This window comes from Streptomyces fodineus, assembly GCF_001735805.1.
GTDB classification, from domain to species: domain Bacteria; phylum Actinomycetota; class Actinomycetes; order Streptomycetales; family Streptomycetaceae; genus Streptomyces; species Streptomyces fodineus.
In genome coordinates this window covers 6,316,207-6,336,060 of sequence record NZ_CP017248.1, presented here as the reverse complement: position 1 = coordinate 6,336,060, position 19,854 = coordinate 6,316,207, and the positions used below count along the sequence as shown (strand labels likewise).

Here is a 19,854-nt window from a genome sequence, read left to right as displayed (position 1 = left end):
ATTTTCCGGCGCATGCCGTTCCTGTTCTGTCGAGTCTTCGGGTGCACATGGCGGACGGCTTCCGAGTCAGCCGAGGCCGCCGTCCAGAAGGGCGCTGCGGACCGCCCGCCATTCGTCGTCGTCGACGAGGGTCCGGGTCTTCTCGATGCCGGCCCGAACGGTGAGATGACGCCGGCCCTTCAGCACCACCTGGCCGTCGGACGCCGCTCGGCTGTACAGCTCGGGACCGCTGTCCCCGGCGGCCGCGGCCAGCGCCGCGTTCACCGCCCTGTTCGCCTGGGCCCAGTCGGTCCGGTCACGGATCTTGGTGGTGAACCGGTAGACCGTGCTCCACCGGCCGAGCCGGGGCCGGCGCTGCACCAGCATCCCGTCACCGTCCTCGACCAGGCGGTACCGGCAGCCGAACTGCATCTGTTCCCGGCCCGCCGCATCGAGGCGAAGCGGCTGAAGGAACGACGGCCCGGCATAGCCGATGTCGACCAGCCAGGAAGCGCCGTCGACGCGGGCCAGCATGAGCATGTGCTCGACGTCGACGCCGTAGGACTCCGCTCCTTCGGCCGTGGTGCCGGCGATCAGATCGACCTCGAAACCGAGATCGCGCAGCAGCCGCAGGAACAGCCGGGTCATCTGCACGCAGCCGCCGCCGTTGCCCGCGGCGACCACGGCGTCGAAGGTCGCGTCCTCGTCGAAGTCGACGAGATCGACCGGCTCGCCGCTCGGCGTCGGCACGGCCAGCGAGCCCACGCTGTTGAACGGGATCGCCTCCATGTGCCGTTTGTGCAGCGCGGTGAGTGTCGCCAGGTCGGGTGCCGGAAGCCCGTCCCGCTCGCTGTCGTACCCCAACCGCCGCAGATAGACGTGAAGGTCGTACATGGTCACTGCCTTTCCGGCCGGGAAGACCGGCGCGGCCGCGAGGGCCGCGCCGGTACCCGGACCTACGCGTCGCCGTCCAGGCGGTCGAGCAGGTGCTCGGTGAGCGCCTGCGGGGTCGGGTGTCCGAAGATGCCCGCAGGTGTCAGCGCGGTGCCGGCGTGGCTGCCGATGCGGCGGGACAGTTCGATCGCCATCACCGAATCCAGGCCGAGCTCGAAGAAGCCGCGGTCCGCGGGGACCGGCTGGTCCAGGTCCAGGCCGAGCACCTCGGCCACCTGTGCCTGCACCAGATCGAGCATCGTCTTCTTGCGTGCTTCGTCGCTCTGTCCGCGCAGCAGGTCCGCCCACCGCAGCTCGGCGTGCGCCCCGGCCTGTGTCCGCACCACCCGGCGGCGGGAGCGGACAAGACCGCGCAACAGCGGCGGGACACCCCGTCCGGCTTCCTGCCCGGCCCACACCTCGGGACGGGCGGGCACGGTGAACGGTTCGCCGGAGCGGATCGCCTCGGACAGCGCCGAGGTCGCCGTCGCCTCCGCTTCCGCTTCCGGGGCCGCGGCCACCAGCATCGGGGCACAGGCGGGCAGTCCCGCGCCCCGGCGCCGGGCGACGACCGCGCGGGCGTAGCCGTCGGCCGCACCGGTCGCCGCCCGGTTCGCCGCTCCGGTGATGCCGGCCGCCGAGGTGATCACGAGGAACAGCCCGAGCCGGTGGTCCGCCGAGAGGTCGGCCAGGTGCCGTAGCGACTCGCCACGGCTCCGGAGCACCTCGCCGAGCCGGTCCGCATCCAGTTCGGCGAGCGGGGTGTCGTCCGGCAGGCCGACCGCGTGCACCACGCCGGTCAGCGGATGTCCGGGCGCGACCTCGGCCGGCAGCCGCCGCACCGCGGCCTCGTCGGTGACGTCGCAGGCCACGACGGTGGCCGAGGCGCCCATCGCGGTGAGTTCGTCGACCAGCGCGGCGGCGTTCGGTGCGTCGGCGCCGCTCCGGCCGACCAGGAGGAGGTGCCGCACCCGGTGCTCGGCGACCAGGTGCCGGGCCACCCGGGCGCCGGCCTCGCCGGTGCCACCGGCGACCAGGACGGTGCCGTCCGGCTCGATGACGGTCCGGGAGGTCTGCGCCGCCACGACCGGCACCAGCCTCGGGACGTGGACGCGCCCGGCCCGCACCGCGGCCTGCGCGAGGCCGGCGGCGAGCGCGTGCCCGGCCGCCGTCCGCACCGTGTCGTCGGTGGCGCCGGCCTCGGCGTCGAGCAGCACGAACCGGCCCGGGTACTCGGCCTGGACCGCGCCGATCATGTCCCACACCGCCGCCGCTGCCGGATCGACGCCGGCCGGATCGCCGGGTGCGGACCCGGCCGGGACGGCCGTCCTGGTACGCACCACCAGCCGGTGGCCGGACAACTCCGGCTCGTCCAGCCACGCCTGGGCGACGGCGAGCGCCCGCGAGCAGACCTCGGTGGCCTCGCCACCGGCGCCGGCATCGAACAGGGCGTCGGCCGGTCCGGCCGCGAGGTCGAACACGTCGGCGTCGCCGTCGACCGGCACGAGGCCGACCGGAGCCGCGACCGGCTCGGCGTCGAGCGGGGTCCATTCGATCCGCAGGGCGCCCACGGGCCGTTCCCGCGGCGCGACGGGCGCGGGCCCGGCACCGACCAGGCCCACGGTGAGCACCGGCAGCCCGGTCTCGTCGGCCGCGACCACGGTGACGCCACCCGCCACCGGGCGCAGCCGGATCCGCAGCGCCGGCGCACCGGACGCGTGCAGCACGACCTGCTGCCAGGTGGACGGCACATCCTCGGGCCGGAAGCCCGCGGCGTAGGTCGCGGCGTCCAGCAGGTCCGGGTGGACACCGAAACCGCGGGCCAGGTCGCGCCGGGCGGCCGGCACGGCGACCTCGAGGTAGGCCTCCTCGCCGCACCGCCACATCGCGGTCAGGCTCGACGGCACCGCCCGTCCGGTGACGGCGGGCAGACCGTCCAGGTCGACCGGTTCGGCGCCGGCCGGCGGCCAGGCCGCGAGGCCGGCCTCGGGCGGATCGCCGGCCGTCGTCGGCGACAGGATGCCCGACGCGTGGCAGGTCCACCGGGGACGGCCGCCCTCGGCGCGCACCGGCGCGGACCTCACGGTGACCGGCCGGCGTCCGGCGGCGTCGGCACCTTCGACGCAGACCTGCAGCTGTACCGCCACCCCGGGATGCAGCCGCAGCGGCACCTGTGCTTCGAGTGCGTCCAGTACACCGCAGTCCAGTTCGTCGCCGGCCCGGATCGCCAGCTCGACCCACACCGAGGCCGGTACCTCGACCGGCCCGTCCCCGGCGCCTTCGGTGAGCCAGGGCAGGTCGTGGGCCGAGAGCCGCGTCAGGGCCAGGACGCCGTCCGACTGCGGCAGTTCGACCAGGGTGGGCAGCAGCGGATGCTCGGAGCCCGCCGGCCCGACCGAAGCCTGACCGGCCGCCGGTCCGGGCCGCAGCCAGTAGCGCCGGCGTTCGAAGGGATACGTGGGCAGTTCGTGGCACACCCCGTGCCAGCCGGACGGGGCGACCGGGACGATGGCCGACCAGTCCACCGGCAGGCCGGCCACGAAGGCCTCGGCGAACGCCGTCGTCAGCCGCTGCGGCCCGCCCTGCTCACGGCGCAGGGTGGCGACCACCGCGGTCGGCCGGCCGGCGTCCTCGACGATGTCGAGGATGGACGGGAGCAGCCCGGGGTGGGTCGAGACCTCGACCACCGCGCGCCGGTCCGGGATGACCGCGCGGACCGCGGAGTCCAGCTCGACGGGCAGGCGCAGGTTCCGGTACCAGTAGGCGGCGTCGAGGCGCTCGTCCGGTCCGATCCACCGGCCGTCGACCGTGGAGTAGAACCGGCAGCCCGGAACCAGCGGCTGCGCGGGCCGCACCCCGATCCCGTCCAGCTGGGCCAGCATGGGCTGTTCGAGCTCGTCCACGAGGAACGAATGCGAGGCGTAGGCCGCCTTCATCTTGCGGAACCAGATGCCCTCGTCGGCCGCCATCGCCGCGAACTCGTCGATGGCGTCGACCTCGCCGGAGATGGCCACGGTCGCCGGACCGTTGACGGCGCCGATCTCGATCCTGCCCTCGTAGCCGGCCAGCAGCTCGGTCATCCGCGCCCGGCTGACACCGACGATGAGCATCCCGCCGGTGGTGGGCAGTGCCGCGGCCAGCCTGGAGCGTACGACGATCGCGTGGAAGGCGTCCTCGACCGACAGCAGTCCGGCCACGCACGCGGCGGCGATCTCGCCCTGCGACGCGCCGAGCACCGCCTCGGGAACCACCCCGGCGGACGCCCAGAGCTGGGCCAGACCGGTGTTCATCACGAACGAGGCGGGCTGCACCACGTCCACCCGGGACAGGTCGTTCTCGCCGCGGAGTGCCTGCTCCAGGGTCCAGTCGGCGTCGTACGCGGCAAGGAGGGCCTCACAGCGACTCACCCAGGCCCGGAACTCGGGCGAGTGGTCGAGCAGGGCGCGGCCCATGCCGACCCACTGACCGCCCTGGCCGGGGAAGAGGAACACCGCGCCGGAACCGGGCCCGGTCTGTCCCATGACCAGACCCTCGTCGGCACCGCCCGTGGACAGCGCCCGCAGGCGGCCGACCAGTTCGGCCCGGTCCGCCGCGAGCACGGTGGCCCGTACCTCGTGCGCCGCGCGCCCCTGGGCCAGGGCCCCGGCCAGCTCCTCCAGCGGCACCTGACGCTGCTCGGCGAAGTCGGCCAGCCGCGTCGCCGACGCGGCCAGTTGCGCCTGGTTGCGGGCCGACAGCACGAACGGCAGGACACGGTCCGCGGCCGGCTCGGGTTCGCCGTCCGGCTGCGGGGCGGGCCGCTGCGGCGGCTCTTCGAGGATGAGGTGTGCGTTGGTTCCGCTGACCCCGAACACCGAGACCCCGGCGCGGCGCGCGCGGCCGTCGCGCACCGGCCACGGCTCGGCCCGGGTCAGCAGCCGGATGGTGCCGCTGGACCAGTCGACCTCGGGGGTCGGCGCGTCCACGTGCAGCGTCGCGGGCAGCGTCTGGTGCCGCATCGCGAGCACCATCTTGATCACACTCACCACGCCCGACGCCGCCTGGGTGTGGCCGATGTTCGACTTGACCGAGCCGAGACGCAGCGGGTCGGCGGGGTCGCGCCTGCCGTAGGTCTCGAACAGTGCCTGGGCCTCGATCGGGTCGCCGAGCCGGGTGCCCGTGCCATGCGCCTCGACGACGTCGACATCGACGGGCGACACCCCGGCGACCGCGAGCGCACGCTGGATCACCCGCCGCTGCGCCGTGCCGTTGGGCGCGGTGAGCCCGTTGGACGCGCCGTCCTGGTTGACCGCCGAACCCCGCACCACGGCGCCGACGTCGTGCCCGTTGCCGAGGGCGTCCGACAAGCGCTCCAGCAGGACGACACCGACGCCCTCGGAGTTGCCCGTTCCGTCCGCCGCGGCGGCGAAAGCCTTGCACCGGCCGTCGACCGCCAGCCCGCCGTTCTTCGCGAACTCGACGAACGCGCCCGGCGTCGACATCACCGTGACACCGCCCACCACGGCGAGCGAGCACTCGCCGCTTTGCAGCGCCTGGATGGCCATGTGCATCGCGACCAGCGACGACGAGCACGCGGTGTCCACCGACACCGCGGGCCCGGTGAAGCCGTAGACGTACGACACCCGGCCGGAGACCACCGAGACCGCGCCGCCGCTGCCGCGCAGACCGTCCGTCTGCTCGTCGCCGCCGAACATCCCGTAGCCCTGGCCCATCACGCCGACGAACACGCCGACGTCACGACCGCGCAGTGCCGCCGGGTCCAGACCCGCGTCCTCCAACGCCTCCCACACGACCTCGAGCAGCAGGCGCTGCTGCGGGTCCATGGCGAGCGCCTCGCGCGGGGAGATACCGAAGAACCCGGCGTCGAACTCGGCCGCGTCCGTCAGGAAGCCGCCCGCCTCGACCGGGAAGGCGGACAGGTCCCAGCCCCGGTCACCGGGCAGTGCCGAGCGGCCCTCGCCGCCGCGTTCCATCAGGTCCCAGAAGTCGCCGGGGCCGCGCACTCCGCCCGGCAGCCGGCAGCCCATGCCGATGACGGCGATGTCGTCGTGCGGGCGGGCCGCCACGACGGGTGCCGTCTCGGCCGCGGTGTCGGTGCCGGAGAGCTGGTCGCTCAGATAACGGGCCAGCTGCCGTGGCGTCGGGTGGTCGAAGGCGACCGTGGTGGGCATGGTGCACCCGGTCGCGGCGCCGAGCCGGTTGCGCATCTGCACCGCGCCGAGCGAATCCATCCCGGCCGCCTGGAACGGCGCGTCGGGATCGATGTCGTCGCCCGCCGCGTAACCGAGGACGAGCGCCACGCAGGCACGGACGACCGCCAGCAGGTGTGCCTCCCGCTCGGCCGGGGACTGCCCGGCGAGCGAGACGGCCGGCTCGCCGGCCGGGGCCGTGCCACCGGCCCGCCGGCGGGCGCCGACCAGCCTGCGCAGCAGCGGCTGGACCGGCCCGCCCGCCGCCGCGTCGGCGCGGGCCGCGGCGAGATCGAGCTTCATCGGCACCAGATGCGCCTCGCCGCTGTCCACAGCGGCGTCGAACAGTGCCAGGGCCTCCCGAGTGCCCACCGGCAGGACACCGCCGCGGCTGATGCGGGCCAGGTCGGCGGCGTCCAGGTGGCCCGTGATGCCGCCCTCCTGCGCCATCAGGCCCCAGGACAGCGACACCCCTCGGCGGCCGGACGCCCGGCGCGCCTCCATGAGCCCGTCCAAGTAGGCGTTCGCGGCGGCGTAGTTGCCCTGCCCGGCCGAGCCGAGCAGTCCGGCCGCCGAGGAGTACACGACGAACGCGGCGAGATCGCGGTCCCGGGTCAGCTCGTCCAGGTGCCGCGCGCCGTCGGCCTTCGGTCCGAGGACCGCCGCGACGCGTTCCGGGGTCAGTCCCTGCAGCAGGCTGTCGTCCAGCACGCCGGCGGTGTGGACGACCGCGGTCAGCGGATGCTGCGACGGAATACCGGCCAGAGTTGCGGCCAACGCGCCGCGATCGGCGACATCGCAGGCCACGACGGTGGTCTCCGCGCCAAGAGCCGACAGTTCGGCGACGAGTTCGCTCGCGCCGTCCGCCGCCGGTCCGCGCCTGCCGACCAGCAGCAGGTGCCGGACACCGCGGGCGCGGACCAGATGGCGGGCCAGCTGCGCACCGAGCGAGCCGGTGCCGCCGGTGACCAGGACCGTACCGTCGGGATCCAGCGTCACGGGATGCTGGGCGAGCGGCCCGGCGGGCGCCAGATGGGGCACCAGGGCGGTCGCCCGGCCCCGCACGGCCAGTTGCGGCTCCTCGGCGGCCAGGGCCAGGGCCACGGCGGCGTCGGTGTCCGCACCGGGCTCGATGTCGAGCAGGAGCACCTTCCCGTCCGCCAGCTCCGCCTGCGCGGCACGGACCAGGCCCCACACCGCGGCCGACGGCACATCGGTGACGTCGGCCGCGCCGGCCGGGACGGCGCCGCGGGTCAGTACGACGAGCCGGGCATCGTCCGGAGCGTCCGTCTGCCATGCCTGGAGCACGGCGATGACGTCCTCCAGCAGGTCCTGCACCGGCCGGCCCGGCTCCGCCTCGAAGACGGCGGCCGCGGGGTCCGTCACCGTCGCCGCGAACGCCGCGACATCGGCGGCCGTGGCCACCGCGGCCGTCCGCCACGGCCGTGCGGACGCCTCGGGCACCGTCGCGGGGGCCCAGACGACCCGGTGCATCGCGTCGGACGTCGTCGTGCCGAGCTGCTCGGGCCGGACCGGGACCGCGGACCACGAGCGGACCGTGAGCACCGGTGCCCCGGTCTCGTCGGCCGCGTCCAGGGTCCACCGGTCGTCGCCGAGCGGGGTCAGGCGCGCCCGCACCCGGCGCGCGCCGGTCGCGTGCAGCACGACCTCCTCCCACCGGCCGGCCATCGTGCCGGGCGCCAGCACCGCCCGCGTCGAGGCGTCCAGCAGGAGGGGCGACAGCCCGAATCCCGTGGAGTCGTCGGAGTCGGTGAGTTCGGCCTCGACGAAGGTCTCCTCGCCCCGGCACCACACGCCGCGGAGCCCGGCGATGTCCGGGTCCGCCTCGGTCGGCTCCGCCCCGGCCGGCGGCCACGGCCCGGTCATCGGCTGCGCTGCCGCGGGCACGCGGGCGGCCAGGGTTCCGGTGGCGTGCCGGACCCAGCCGCCGGCGCCGTCCTGTGCGCCGTAGACCGCGACCGGACGGCGGTCGTCGTCATCGGCCGCGCCGACGACGATCTCCACGCGCACCGCCGCGTCCGCGGGCACGGCCAGCGGGGTCTCGATCACCAGCTCCTCGAGCAGACCGCACGAGACCTCGTCGCCGACCCGGACCGCCAGGTCCACCAGCGCGGAGGCCGGCAGCACGTCGACGCCGTGCAGACGGTGGCCGGCCGACCACGGGTGGGTGTCCCGGGACAACCGCGCGGTGCCGATCACGCCACCGGTGTCCGGGGCGACGACGACGGCCGACATCAACGGGTGGTCGACGGCCACCTGGCCGAGGCCGGCCGCGTCCGTGGCGCGGGAGTCCGGCTGCAGCCAGTAGTGCTTGCGCTCGAAGGCGTAGGTCGGCAGGCCGACGACGGGCGCGGAGGCCGGCAGCAGTGCCGGCCAGTCGACCGGGACGCCCCGCACGAAGAGTTCGGCCAGGGCCGCGATCGCCGTCTGCGACTCGTCGCGCCCGTCCCGCAGCATGGGCGTGCAGACCGCCTCGGCGCCGGACGCGGTCGCCGTCGCCAGCACCGCCCCGGACAGGCCGGCACCGGGACCCATCTCGATGAACAGCCGCCCGCCCTGCTCGATGGCGGTGGCGGTGCCGTCGGCGAAGCGCACCGTACGACGGACCTGCTCGACCCAGTAGTCGGCGGTGGTCAGGTCGCCGCCGAGGGGGGCGACGACGGGGATCCGCGCGGGCTGCCAGGTCACCTCGGCGATCGCCGCGCGGAAGGCGGCGAGCATCGGCTCCATCAGCGCGGAGTGGAACGCGTGCGAGACGTCCAGCCGCCGGGTCTTGCGGCCCTGTGCCCGCAGCTCCTCGGCGGCGGCGAGGACGTCGTCCTCGTCACCGGACAGCACCACCGACGACGGATCGTTCACCGCGGCGAGACCGACACCGGCGCCGAGGAACGGGCGCACCTCGTCCTCGGTCGCAGCCACCGCGACCATGGCCCCACCGGTGGGCAGCGCCTGCATCAGCCGGCCGCGGGCGGCGACCACGGTCGCCGCGTCGTCCAGGGAGAGCATGCCCGCGGCGTGCGCCGCGGTGATCTCGCCCACCGAGTGGCCCAGCAGCAGACGCGGACGGGCGCCCCATGCCTCGGCCAGCCGGAACAGCGCCGTCTCCACCGCGAACAGGGCCGCCTGGGTGTACACGGTCTGGTCCAGCAGGGCGGCCTCGGCGGTGCCCGGCTCGGCGAACACCACGTCACGCACGCGGGTGCCGTACTCGGGCGCCAGGCGCTCGTCAAGGCGGGCGCAGACCTCGTCGAAGGCGCTCGCGTACACCGGGAACCGCGTGTACAGCTCGCGTCCCATGCCGAGCCGCTGCGCTCCCTGGCCGGGGAACACATACACCACCGACGACGCCGCATCCGGTGTCGCGGAGCCGGTGCTCGTACCCGGAGCGGTCACACCCGCGGCGATCGCGTCGAGGCGCGTGAGCAGGGCATCGGTGTCCGCCGCGGCGACAACGGCCCGGTGCGTGAGCAGCGCGCGGCTGGTGACCAGGGTCCGGGCCACCCCCGCCGGGGACAGCCCGCTCGCCGCCGCCCGCAACCGCGCCGCCTGGCCGGCCAGGGCGGCCGGGGTGTGTGCGGACAGCACGAACGGCAGCACGGCGGACAGCTCGGTGTCCGGTCCGGCGTCGGCCACCGCCGGGGCCGCGTCCTCGCCCGGTACCTGCTCGAGGATGAGGTGCGCGTTGGTGCCGCTGATGCCGAACGAGGAGATGCCCGCGCGGCGGGGCCGGCCGGCGTCGGGCCAGGCGCGGCCCTCGGTGAGCAGTGCCACGGTGCCGTCGGACCAGTCGACGTGCGGCGTGGGCTCGTCGACGAACAGGGTCGGCGGGAGGACGCCGTGCCGGATGGCCTCGACCATCTTGATCACCGAGACCACGCCGGCGGCGGCCTGCGTGTGGCCGAGGTTGGACTTCACCGAGCCGAGGAACAAGGGGCGGTCGGCGGAGCGCTCCCGGCCGTAGGCGGCGATGATCGCCTCGGCCTCGCTCGGATCGCCGAGCGTGGTCCCGGTGCCGTGGGCCTCGACGGCGTCGATGTCGTCCGGGCCGACCCCCGCGGCCGCGAGCGCGGCGCGGATGACGCGCTGCTGGGCGGGACCGTTCGGCGCGGTGAGGCCGTTGGAGGCGCCGTCCTGGTTGATCGCCGACCCGCGGATCATCGCGAGCGGCCGGTGCCCGTTGCGGCGCGCGTCGGACAGCCGCTCCAGCAGGACGACACCGACGCCCTCGGACAGCACGGTGCCGTCGGCGGCCGCGGCGAACGCCTTGCACCGGCCGTCCGCGGCCAGGCCCCGGGCCCGCGAGAACCCGGTCACACCGATCGGAGACCCCATGACGGCGACACCGCCGGCGAGCGCCAGTTCGCACTCGCCCTGGCGCAGTGCCTGGGCCGCCAGGTGGATGGCCACCAGGGACGACGAGCACGCGGTGTCCACGGTCATGGCCGGGCCTTCCAGCCCGAACACATAGGACACCCGGCCGGACGCCACGCTGCCGGCGGTCGCGGTGGTGGCGTATCCCTCGAGCTCGGCGGGGATGTCGGCCAGCGAGCCGATGTAGTCGTGGATGGACATGCCGGTGTAGACGCCGACACGCTCGCCCCGCAGTGCCGAGGGGTCGATGCCGGAGGCCTCCAGCACCTCCCACGTGGTCTCCAGCAGCAGCCTCTGCTGCGGGTCCATGGCCAGCGCTTCGCGCGGGGAGATCCCGAACAGCGCCGCGTCGAAGTATCCGGCGTCGTGCAGGAAGCCGCCCTGGCTCACATACGCGGTCCCGGCGCTGTCGGGGTCGGGGTCGAAGAGCCCGCCGAGGTCCCAGCCGCGGTCACCGGGGAACTCGGACATCGCGTCCCGGCCTTCGGCGACCAGCTCCCAGAAGTCGGCCGGCGAGGCGATCTGGCCGGGCAGCCGGCACGCCATGCCGACGATGACGATCGGGTCGTCGTCGGCCCGCACCGCCGCCCTGGGCGCCGGTGCGACGGCCGCGGACGCCGCACCCGTCTCCTCGAGCAGGTGCTGCACGAGCGCCTGTGGTGTGGGGTAGTCGAAGATCACCGTCGCGGGCAGCTTGACCGCGGTGGCGGCCGTCAGCCGGTTGCGCAGCTCCACCGCGGTCAGCGAGTCGAACCCGATGTCGCTGAACCGGGCGGAGTCGAGGTAGACGTCGTCCTCGGCCCGGCCGAGAACGGTCGCCACCTCGGTACGGACGATGCCGAGCAGCAACTCGGTGCGCTCCTGAAGGGACAGCCCGGCGAGGCGGCCCCCAGCGCGCCGTCGGCGCCGGCCTGAGCGACGCGCCGCGGCGGCCGCACCAGCGCCCGGAACAGCGGCGCGACGGCTGCGTCGGGGCCGGTCTCGGCCCGCACGGCGGCGAGATCGAGCTTGATCGGCACCAGCAGGGAGTTGCCCGAGTGGATCCCGGCGTCGAAGATGCCGAGCGCCTCGTCGGTCGACATCGGCCGGACGCCGCCCCGGCGCATCCGGGTCCTGTCCACGTCGGCGAGCTGTCCGGTCATCCCGGTGGCCGGGCTCCACAGGCCCCAGGCCAGCGACACGGCGGGAAGTCCGGCCGCCCGGCGGGCTGATACGACGGCGTCGACGTAGGCGTTGGCGGCGGCGTAGTTGCCTTGACCCGCCGAGCCGAACACGCTGGCCGCCGAGGAGAACACGGCGAAGACCTGGGGCGGTCGCGCCCGGGTCAGCTCGTCCAGGACACGCAGCCCGCCGGCCTTGGGCGCGAAGACCCCGGCCAGCCGGTGCGGATCGAGGCCGGCGATGACGCCGTCGTCCAGCACGCCGGCCGCGTGTACGACGCCGGTCAGCGGGTGCTCGTCCGGTATGGCGTCGAGCAGCGCCTCGACGGCGGCGCGATCGGCGACGTCACAGGAGACCACGGTGACCGACGCGCCCTGCCCGGTCAGTTCCTCGACGAGTGCGTCGGCCCCTTCCGCGGCTGCGCCGCGACGGCTGGCCAGCACGAGCCGTCGCACCCCGTGCTCGCGCACCAGGTGCCGGGCGAGCAGCGCGCCGAGCACACCGGTGCCGCCCGTGATCAGTACCGTGCCGTCCGGGGCGAACCCGGCGTCGGACGGCGGTTCGGTGAGCTGGGCGCGGCCGAGCCGCGGCGCGAGGACGGCGTCCGCGCGCACCGCGGCCTGCGGCTCGCCGGTGGCGAGGGCGGACGCGACGGAGTGGTCCCGGTCGGCACCCGGCTCGATGTCGACCAGGACGAACCGGTTCGGGTTCTCCGCCTGAGCCGAGCGCAGCAGTCCCCACACGGCGGCGCCGGCGGGGTCGGCGACCGGGCCGGACGCCGGTACCGCGCCGCTGGTCACCACGACGAGCGGCACCGGTTCCAGCGCCGGTTCCTCCAGCCACGCCTGCAGCACCCCGAGCACCCTGGCGAGCAGCGGCAGCGGTTCGGTGTCCGCGGCGGCGTCCGCGGTGAGGTCGAGTACGGCCAGGTCGGGCAGCCGCTCGCCGAGGTCCTCGGCCATGGCGGTGCGGGCCACGTCGCCGGAGGTCGCGACGACCGCCCGGTTCCCGACCGGATCCGGCGCGGCGGCCGGGACACGGGTCCAGTCGAGCTGCCACAGCGCCGAGGCGACGGACGGGCCGGACCGGGCGGTCAGGTCCGTGATGGGCAGCGAGACCAGCGAGTCCATGGTCAGCACCAGGGCGCCGGTCTCGTCCGCGGCGTCGAAGGACAACGCGTCCGGACCGCACGGCGCGACGCGGACCCGCAGGGCACCGGCACCGCTCGCGTGCAACCGGACGCCGTTCCAGGCGAACGGCAGGACGTTGCGGTCGTCGTCGCGGCGGTGGAAGGCGTTCGCGTGCAGCGCGGCGTCCAGCAGTGCCGGGTGAATGCCGAACATGTCCAGCGTTTCGCGCTGCCCGGCGGGCAGTGCGGCTTCGGCGAAGATCTCGTCACCGCGCCGCCACACCGCGTTCAGGCCGGCGAAGGCCGGCCCGTAGTCGTACCCCCGGTCGGCGAGGCGGGCGTAGAAGTCGCCCAGCTCCTCGCGCTGCGCGCCCTTCGGCGGCCACTCGGCGAAGTCGAACCCGCTGCCGGCGGTGTCGGCGCGGGAGTCCGACAGCAGGCCCGAAGCGTGGCGGACCCACCCTTCGTCGCCCCGGACACTGTGCACCTCGACCGGCCGGCGTCCGGACGCGTCCGGGCCGCCGACCGAGACCTGCAGCCGCACCGCGCCCTCTTCGGGCAGCAGCAGCGGCGACTCGATCACCAGTTCGTCGAGCATCCCGAACCCGAACTCGTCGCCGGCCCGGATGGCCAGGTCCACGTAGGCGGTGCCCGGCACCACCACGGCGTCCTGGATGCGGTGACCGGCCAGCCACGGATGGGTCGTCAGGGAAAGGCGCGCGGTGAACACCAGGCCGCCGGTCTGCGGGAGTTCCACCACCGCGCCCAGCAGCCCGTGGCCGCTGGTCGTCTGGCCCAGTGCCTCGGCGCTCGAGACGCCACCGGGCATGGTGATCCAGAACCGCTGGTGGTCGAACGGGTAGGTGGGCAGCCGCACCGCCGTCGACGGGGTGCCCACGGGGCACAGCGCGGTCCAGTCCACCATCAGGCCGCGTACGAAGACCTCGGCCACCGAGGTGAGCAGCCGGGCCATGCCGCCCTCGTCGCGGCGGGTCGATCCGACCGCGAGGACGTCGGCGTCCAGCTCGTCGCCGACGTCGGTGACGGCCGGCGCCAGCACGGGGTGGGCACCGACCTCGACGAAGAGACGGTGGTCCTGCGCGATCAGCTCACGCACGGCCGACTCGAAGCGGACGGTCTGGCGCAGGTTGCGGTACCAGTAGTCGGCGTCGAGCCGGTCGTCGTCGCCGAGCCACCGGCTTTCGACCGTCGAGTAGAACGGCAGGTCCGGCGCCGAGTAGGCCAGTCCGCCGAGGTCGTTCAGCAGGTCGCCCTTGATGCTCTCGACGTAGTGGCTGTGCGAGGCGTAGTCGACGTCGATCCGGCGGAACCGGACAACCCGGTCCGCCGCCGTCGCGGCCAGCTCGTCCAGGGCGCCGCCGTCACCGGCCACGACCACCGCCGCGGGACCGTTCAGCGCCGCGACCTCCAGCCGTTCACCCCAGGGCTCGATCAGCGCGCGCACCTGGTCCTCCGGCAGCCCGACCGAGGCCATCCCGCCGCCGCGGGGCAGCTGCTCGGCGATCACCTGGCTGCGCAGGGTGACCACCCGCGCCGCGTCGGCGAGGGACAACGCGCCCGCGACGCACGCGGCCGCGATCTCGCCCTGCGAGTGACCGACCACCGCGTCGGGGACGACCCCGGCCGACTTCCACACCTCGGCCAGGCCGAGCATCACCGCGAAGCACACCGGCTGGACGACGTCGACCCGGCTCAGCTCGCTGCCGTCGCCGCGCAGCACCTCGGTCAGCGACCAGTCCACCCACGGCTCGAAGGCCGCTTCACATGCGGCGATGCGCGCGGCGAAAACCGGGGAGCTGTCTAGCAGTTCGCGGCCCATCCCGGCCCACTGGGTGCCCTGCCCCGGGAACACGAAGACCGTCTTGCCCGGCCCGGCCGACTTGACGACACCGGTGGCGACGCCCGGACCACCGCGGCCCGCGGCGAGCTGCGACAGACCGGACCGCAGCTCGTCCCGCGTCCGCGCCACCACCACCGCACGGTGGCTCAGCCGGGCCCGTCCGGTCAGCAGCGCGGCGGACAGGTCACCGAGTGCCGTGCCGTCGTCGAGGACCTCGCCGAGGCGCCTGCCCAGGCCTTCGAGCGCGGTCGCGGTCTTGGCCGACACCAGGAACGGGAGCGCGGTGCCCTCCGGCACGGCCGGGTCCGGCGTCCGGTCCGCTTCCGCGACCGCGGGCGCCTCTTCCACGATCATGTGCACGTTGGTGCCGCTGGCGCCGAAGGCGGAGATACCGGACCGGCGCGGGCGGCCGTTGTCCGGCCATGCGCGCCCCTCGGTGAGCAGCTCGACCGTCCCGGAGGACCAGTCGACCTGCGGAGTCGGGCTGTCCACGTGGAGCGTGGCCGGCAGATAGCGGTGCTGAAGCGACAGGACCGTCTTGATCAGGGCGGCCACGCCGGACGCGGCCTGGGTGTGCCCCAGAACGGACTTGACCGAGCCGAGCAGCAGCGGTCGCTTCGGATCGCGTCCCTGCCCGTAGGTGGCGAAGAGGGCCTGTGCCTCGATCGGGTCACCCAGGGTGGTGCCGGTTCCGTGTGCCTCCACGGCGTCGATGTCGTCCGTGGCCAGGCCGGCGGACTCCAGCGCGGCGCGGATGACCCGCTGCTGGGCGGGGCCGTTCGGAGCGGTCAGGCCGTTGGACGCGCCGTCCTGGTTGATGGCCGAGCCGCGGATCACGGCGAGCACGCGGTGCCCGTTGCGCTGCGCGTCGGACAGCCGCTCCAGCAGGACCACGCCCACGCCCTCGGCCCAGCTGCTGCCGTCCGCCGCTGCGGCGAAGGACTTGCACCGTCCGTCGAAGGCGAGGCCGCGCTGGCGCGCGAAGCCGACGAAACCGCCCGGGGTGGCCATGACGGTGGCGCCGCCGGCGAGCGCCAGCGAGCACTCCCCGCGGCGCAGCGCCTGGGTCGCCAGGTGGATCGCGACCAGCGACGACGAGCACATCGTGTCGACGGTGACAGCGGCGCCTTCGAGCCCGAGGCAGTAGGACACGCGGCCCGAGGCGATGCCGCCGGCGCTGCCGAGCGCGCGCTCCAGGCTGAGGAAGTCCTCCGCGCCGGGGAGGTCGGGGGCGTAGTCCTGGTGGACCATGCCCGCGTACACGCTGGTGTCCGAACCGCGCAGGCTGTGCGGGTCGATGTCGGCGCGCTCCAGTGTCTCCCAGCAGACCTCCAGCAGTTGCCGCTGCTGGGGGTCCATCGCCAGCGCCTCGCGGGGCGAGATGCCGAAGAAGCCCGGGTCGAACTGGTCCGCGTCGTGCAGGAACGCGCCCTGGTCGACGTAGGTGGTGCCGGGGGTCTCGGGATCGGGATCGTAGAGTCCCTCGAGATCCCAGCCTCGGTTGTCCGGGAACGGCGTGTACACGTCCGTCCCCTCGGACACCACTTTCCAGAAGTCCTCGGGCCCGGCGATACCGCCTGCGAACCGGCATCCGACCGACACGACGGCGATGGGTTCCGAGGCCGCCGCGAGGAGTTCTTCGGTCTTCTGGCGGAACCGCGCGGTCTCCTTGACCGATTCGCGCAGGGCCTTGACGAGCTCCGGTTCCGGCGTGGTGCTCAAATCGGTCCTCCAGGTCCGTTGGAACAGGCCGCGCCGGAGACATCAGTAGGGTTCGCCCGGCGTCGGCGTACGTTCGACGACGCTAGGTGCCGGGGTGGGTGGCTGAGATCCCTCAGCCTGACAGGGGTTGGGCGTCAGTCGCCGTTCAGCTGCCGCCGCAGGCCGTCGACGAGTTCCACCACGCCGCCCGGGCCGGCGCTGCCGTAGACGTGGAAGTCCGGCCGGACGAGAACCGACGACGCATTCCGGGCGGCCAGCCAGGCGTGGTAGACGCCGTCCACGTCGCCCACCCGGCCGGGTGGCGGTCCTTGGCCCGCGGGCGTCAGATGGGCGACCTTCGCATCGATCCCGGACAGCAGGGCACGCGCCCGCCCGTCCAGCGCGTCCGGTGCCTCGGTCGTCACGAGGACGAAGCCCCGCCCCACCAGATCGTCGAAGCGGCCGGTGACGCCGTCCACCTCGACCCGGCCCGCGACGATGACCTCACCGCCGCCTCGGCCGCCGGCGGCGGGCTGGAGCAGCCCGGCGGTCAGCGCCACCGCCTCCGGCGCCCGGGTCGTACGCCCGGCTCCGCTCGCGGACATCGCCGCGTCACGGTCGGCCGCGGCGGACGGGTCGGTCACACAGATGACCCGGCCGAGCTTGACCGACGCCGTGATGGCGGCCTTGGTGTGGCCGCGCCGTTCGACGGTGTAGGTGTCGAGCAGCTGCCCGGATGCCCGGCCGGCGAGCACCAGATCGAGTTTCCACGCCAGGTTGCTGACGTCGCGGATGCCCGAGCACATGCCCTGCCCGGCGAACGGCGGCATGAGGTGGGCCGCGTCCCCGGCGAGGAAGACCCGGCCCCACCGCCACTGGTCGGCCCACATCGCGCGGGACCGGTAGCTGCCGCTGCGCAGCAGCGTGGCGTTGTCCGGTGTGACGCCGTGCGGTTCGAGCAGCCGCCACGCGGTGGCGGGGTCGTTCAGTTCGGCGGAGGACTCACCGGGCAGCCGCATGAACTCCCAGCGGCGGCGTCCGGGGCCGCTGCCGACGAGTGTCGTGGGCCGCTGTGGGTCGCACAACTGCACGTTGGTGGGGACGAACTCCCGTGGCTGGTGCAGCCGCACGTCGCACAGCAGCCACTCGTAGGAGAACCCCAGGTCGGTGACCGAGACCCCGGCGCGGTCGCGGACTTCGCTGTTCGCGCCGTCGCAGCCGACGAGCCAGCGGCCGTGGTAGGTGGTGGTCGCGCCGTCCTCGTCCTCGGCTGTCGCGGTGACGGTGGTCTCGGTCTGCGTGACGTCGACGACCCGCAGGCCACGGTGCACGGTCACGGTGGGCTGGGCCGCCAGCTCGGCGGCGAGCAGTTCCTCCAGCGCGGGCTGGTGCATCGTGCTCGCGTCCGGCCAGCCGTAGCGTCCGCTCCGGTCGAACGCGATGTCCAGCAGGGTCTGCCCGCTGCCGCCGCGCCAGCGGTACCCGGTCGCCGGGGTCGAGATCGCCGGCAGTCGCTCGCCGATTCCGGTGGCCGCGAGCAAGCGGGCGCTCTCCCCGTCGAAACTGGTGGCGCGGGGCAGCGGAAAGACTGCACGGTGCCGCTCGACCACGACGACGTGCCGGCCCTTGCGGGCCAGCAGGAGCGCGAGTACGGCCCCGCTCGGACCGCAGCCGACGACGACGACGTCCGTCGGCTGCTCGGACGTGGCGGACATGCCACCGTCCTCCTCTCGTTCGGCGAGGCCGGTGGATGTCCCGGTCCGACCTCGGCACCGGCCGTGCCGCCGGCCGGCGGCAGGCACGGTGGGTGTGCACGGTTCAGGCTCGCGGCCGGGGTTCGGGGGTGAGGACGGCGGGCAGGGAGCTCATGCCGTGGAGGATGCTGGAGTAGATCCAGCTTTCGGGAGCGCTCTGTTCGGCGTGGGCGACGAGGGTGCGCAGGGAGTCGAGCACTTCCTCGACCTCGATGCGGGCCAGGACGTGGCCGAGGCACAGGTGCGAGCCGAAGGCGAAGGTGAGGTGCTTGTTGGGGGTGCGGTCGAGGGCGAAGCGATCGGGATCGGCGAAGACGTTCTCGTCGCGGTTGGCCGAGGAGATCCAGACGCTGACGATGTCACCCTTGGCGATGAGCTGGTCGCCGATCTGGATGTCACCGGTGGCGGTGCGCCCGCCGTGGAGTGAGGGCACGGTCCAGCGCAGGATCTCGTTGGCGGCGGTGTCGAGTCCGACGGTGCCTTCCTTGAGCGCCCGCCACTGGTCGGGGTGTTCGATGAGGGTCTTGAGGCCGCCGGAGATGGCGTGCCGTCCGGTTTCGTCGCCGCCGATGATGAGTCCGTAGCAGTTGGACATCAGGTCCGCGTCGCTGAGCCGTTCCCCGTTGATGCGGCAGTTGGCCAGCAGGCTGACGACGTCGTCGGCGTCGTCGTTGCCGCGACGGGTCTCGGCCAGGTCGGCGAAGTAGAGCAGGATCTCGCTCTTGGCCCGCCAGTTCTCCTCGGCGGGTGCGTCGGCGTAGTCCGAGCTCCACGCGTGCGAGGTGAGGCCGAGCAGATAGCGGCGGTCTTCGTCGGGGACGTCCATCAGGCCGCAGATCGCGCCGAGGGGGATGTTCGCGGACACCTCGTGCACGAAGTCGCACTCCGGCTTCTCCATCGCCGCGATGATCAGCTCGTCGATGGTCTTGCGGATCGCGTCCCGGATACGGGCCAGCCGGCGCTGGGAGAACGCCGCGTTGAGGATGTTGCGCAGCTGGGTGTGCTTGTCCCCGTCGGTGACCGCCAGCATCGAGCCCGAGGCCGAGTCGCCGCCGGTCAGAAGCGTCGGCAGGGCGTTGCCCCGCTCCGTGGTGAAGAATTCCTTCTTCCGGTACACCGACATCGCGTCCGCATGGCGGGAGAGCACCCAGAAACCGGGCTGATCCCCACGCGGCGGGTGCCAGTAATAGGGCCGCTCCGAACGCAACCGCCGCCACACCTCGCCCAGTTCGTGCTCGGCGTGCAGCACCGGATCGGCGAGATCGAGTTCGTCCAGCGTCTCAGGACTGACCGGCGTGCGAGTCATTGTTGTGAAGCCCTCCGTAAAAGGTGTCCGGTAAGAAATCAACAGACCGGACCGCACCAGAACCTCACGCAACCCCGGCCCTAACCGCGCCCACCCTACGAATGCCCCCGCACGCCCCACGATCCCCCACCCAAGTAGTCACACGGTCAAAACCCCGGCTGCCGCGGCACATACCTGCCGAACCGGTCCGGTTCTACCAGGCCGAGGGATGTGCCGCACCGGCCGGCTTCCTACTCTCGGAAATGCATGACGCGGAGCACATTCGCGGAACTGATGAATACCTGTGTGGGCGCATCCGCCCCCGACGACATGCCTTCAAGAACCTCATCGCGGCCGAGCGCGAAAACGCGCGGGGCCGGCGGTGAAACGGGCGTCTCCCCGCCTCCCCTCACCCCCCGTCGGCGGGCGGGGAGGCGCCCACCCCTCCCGGCGATCCGAGGGAGCGGAAC

The 19,854-nt window shown here is 74.0% G+C and carries 3 protein-coding genes and 2 pseudogenes; all 5 read right to left on the bottom strand.

Features of this window, described 5'->3' with window-relative positions; genetic code table 11:
- Positions 1–66 precede the first annotated feature (66 nt).
- Positions 67–873 (bottom strand): arylamine N-acetyltransferase family protein, encoded by an 807-nt coding sequence (locus BFF78_RS47425; RefSeq protein ID WP_159033062.1) that lies wholly within the window; start codon positions 871–873, stop codon positions 67–69.
- A gap of 62 nt (positions 874–935) precedes the next feature.
- Positions 936–11,348, bottom strand: a pseudogene (locus tag BFF78_RS27170) (SDR family NAD(P)-dependent oxidoreductase); the annotation flags it as partial.
- Positions 11,234–16,270 (bottom strand): annotated as a pseudogene (locus BFF78_RS47420) (SDR family NAD(P)-dependent oxidoreductase); the annotation flags it as partial. The pseudogenes BFF78_RS47420 and BFF78_RS27170, both read right to left, overlap by 115 nt.
- Before the next feature lie 230 nt (positions 16,271–16,500).
- The gene (gene mhpA / locus BFF78_RS27160) at positions 16,501–18,060 is read right to left on the bottom strand and encodes a bifunctional 3-(3-hydroxy-phenyl)propionate/3-hydroxycinnamic acid hydroxylase MhpA (RefSeq protein WP_069780798.1); all 1,560 of its coding nucleotides are present in this window, start codon (positions 18,058–18,060) and stop codon (positions 16,501–16,503) included.
- A 103-nt stretch (positions 18,061–18,163) separates the two neighbouring features.
- Positions 18,164–19,405: a cytochrome P450 gene (locus BFF78_RS27155; RefSeq protein WP_069780797.1), complete on the bottom strand. Its 1,242-nt coding sequence runs from the start codon at positions 19,403–19,405 to the stop codon at positions 18,164–18,166.
- Positions 19,406–19,854 lie beyond the last annotated feature (449 nt).

Excerpts from the sequence above, each read along its gene's own strand:
- BFF78_RS47425 (WP_159033062.1), bottom strand. The coding sequence starts at position 873 with ATGTACGACCTTCACGTCTATCTGCGGCGGTTGGGGTACGACAGCGAG.
- mhpA (WP_069780798.1), bottom strand. The coding sequence starts at position 18,060 with ATGTCCGCCACGTCCGAGCAGCCGACGGACGTCGTCGTCGTCGGCTGC.
- BFF78_RS27155 (WP_069780797.1), bottom strand. The coding sequence starts at position 19,405 with ATGACTCGCACGCCGGTCAGTCCTGAGACGCTGGACGAACTCGATCTC.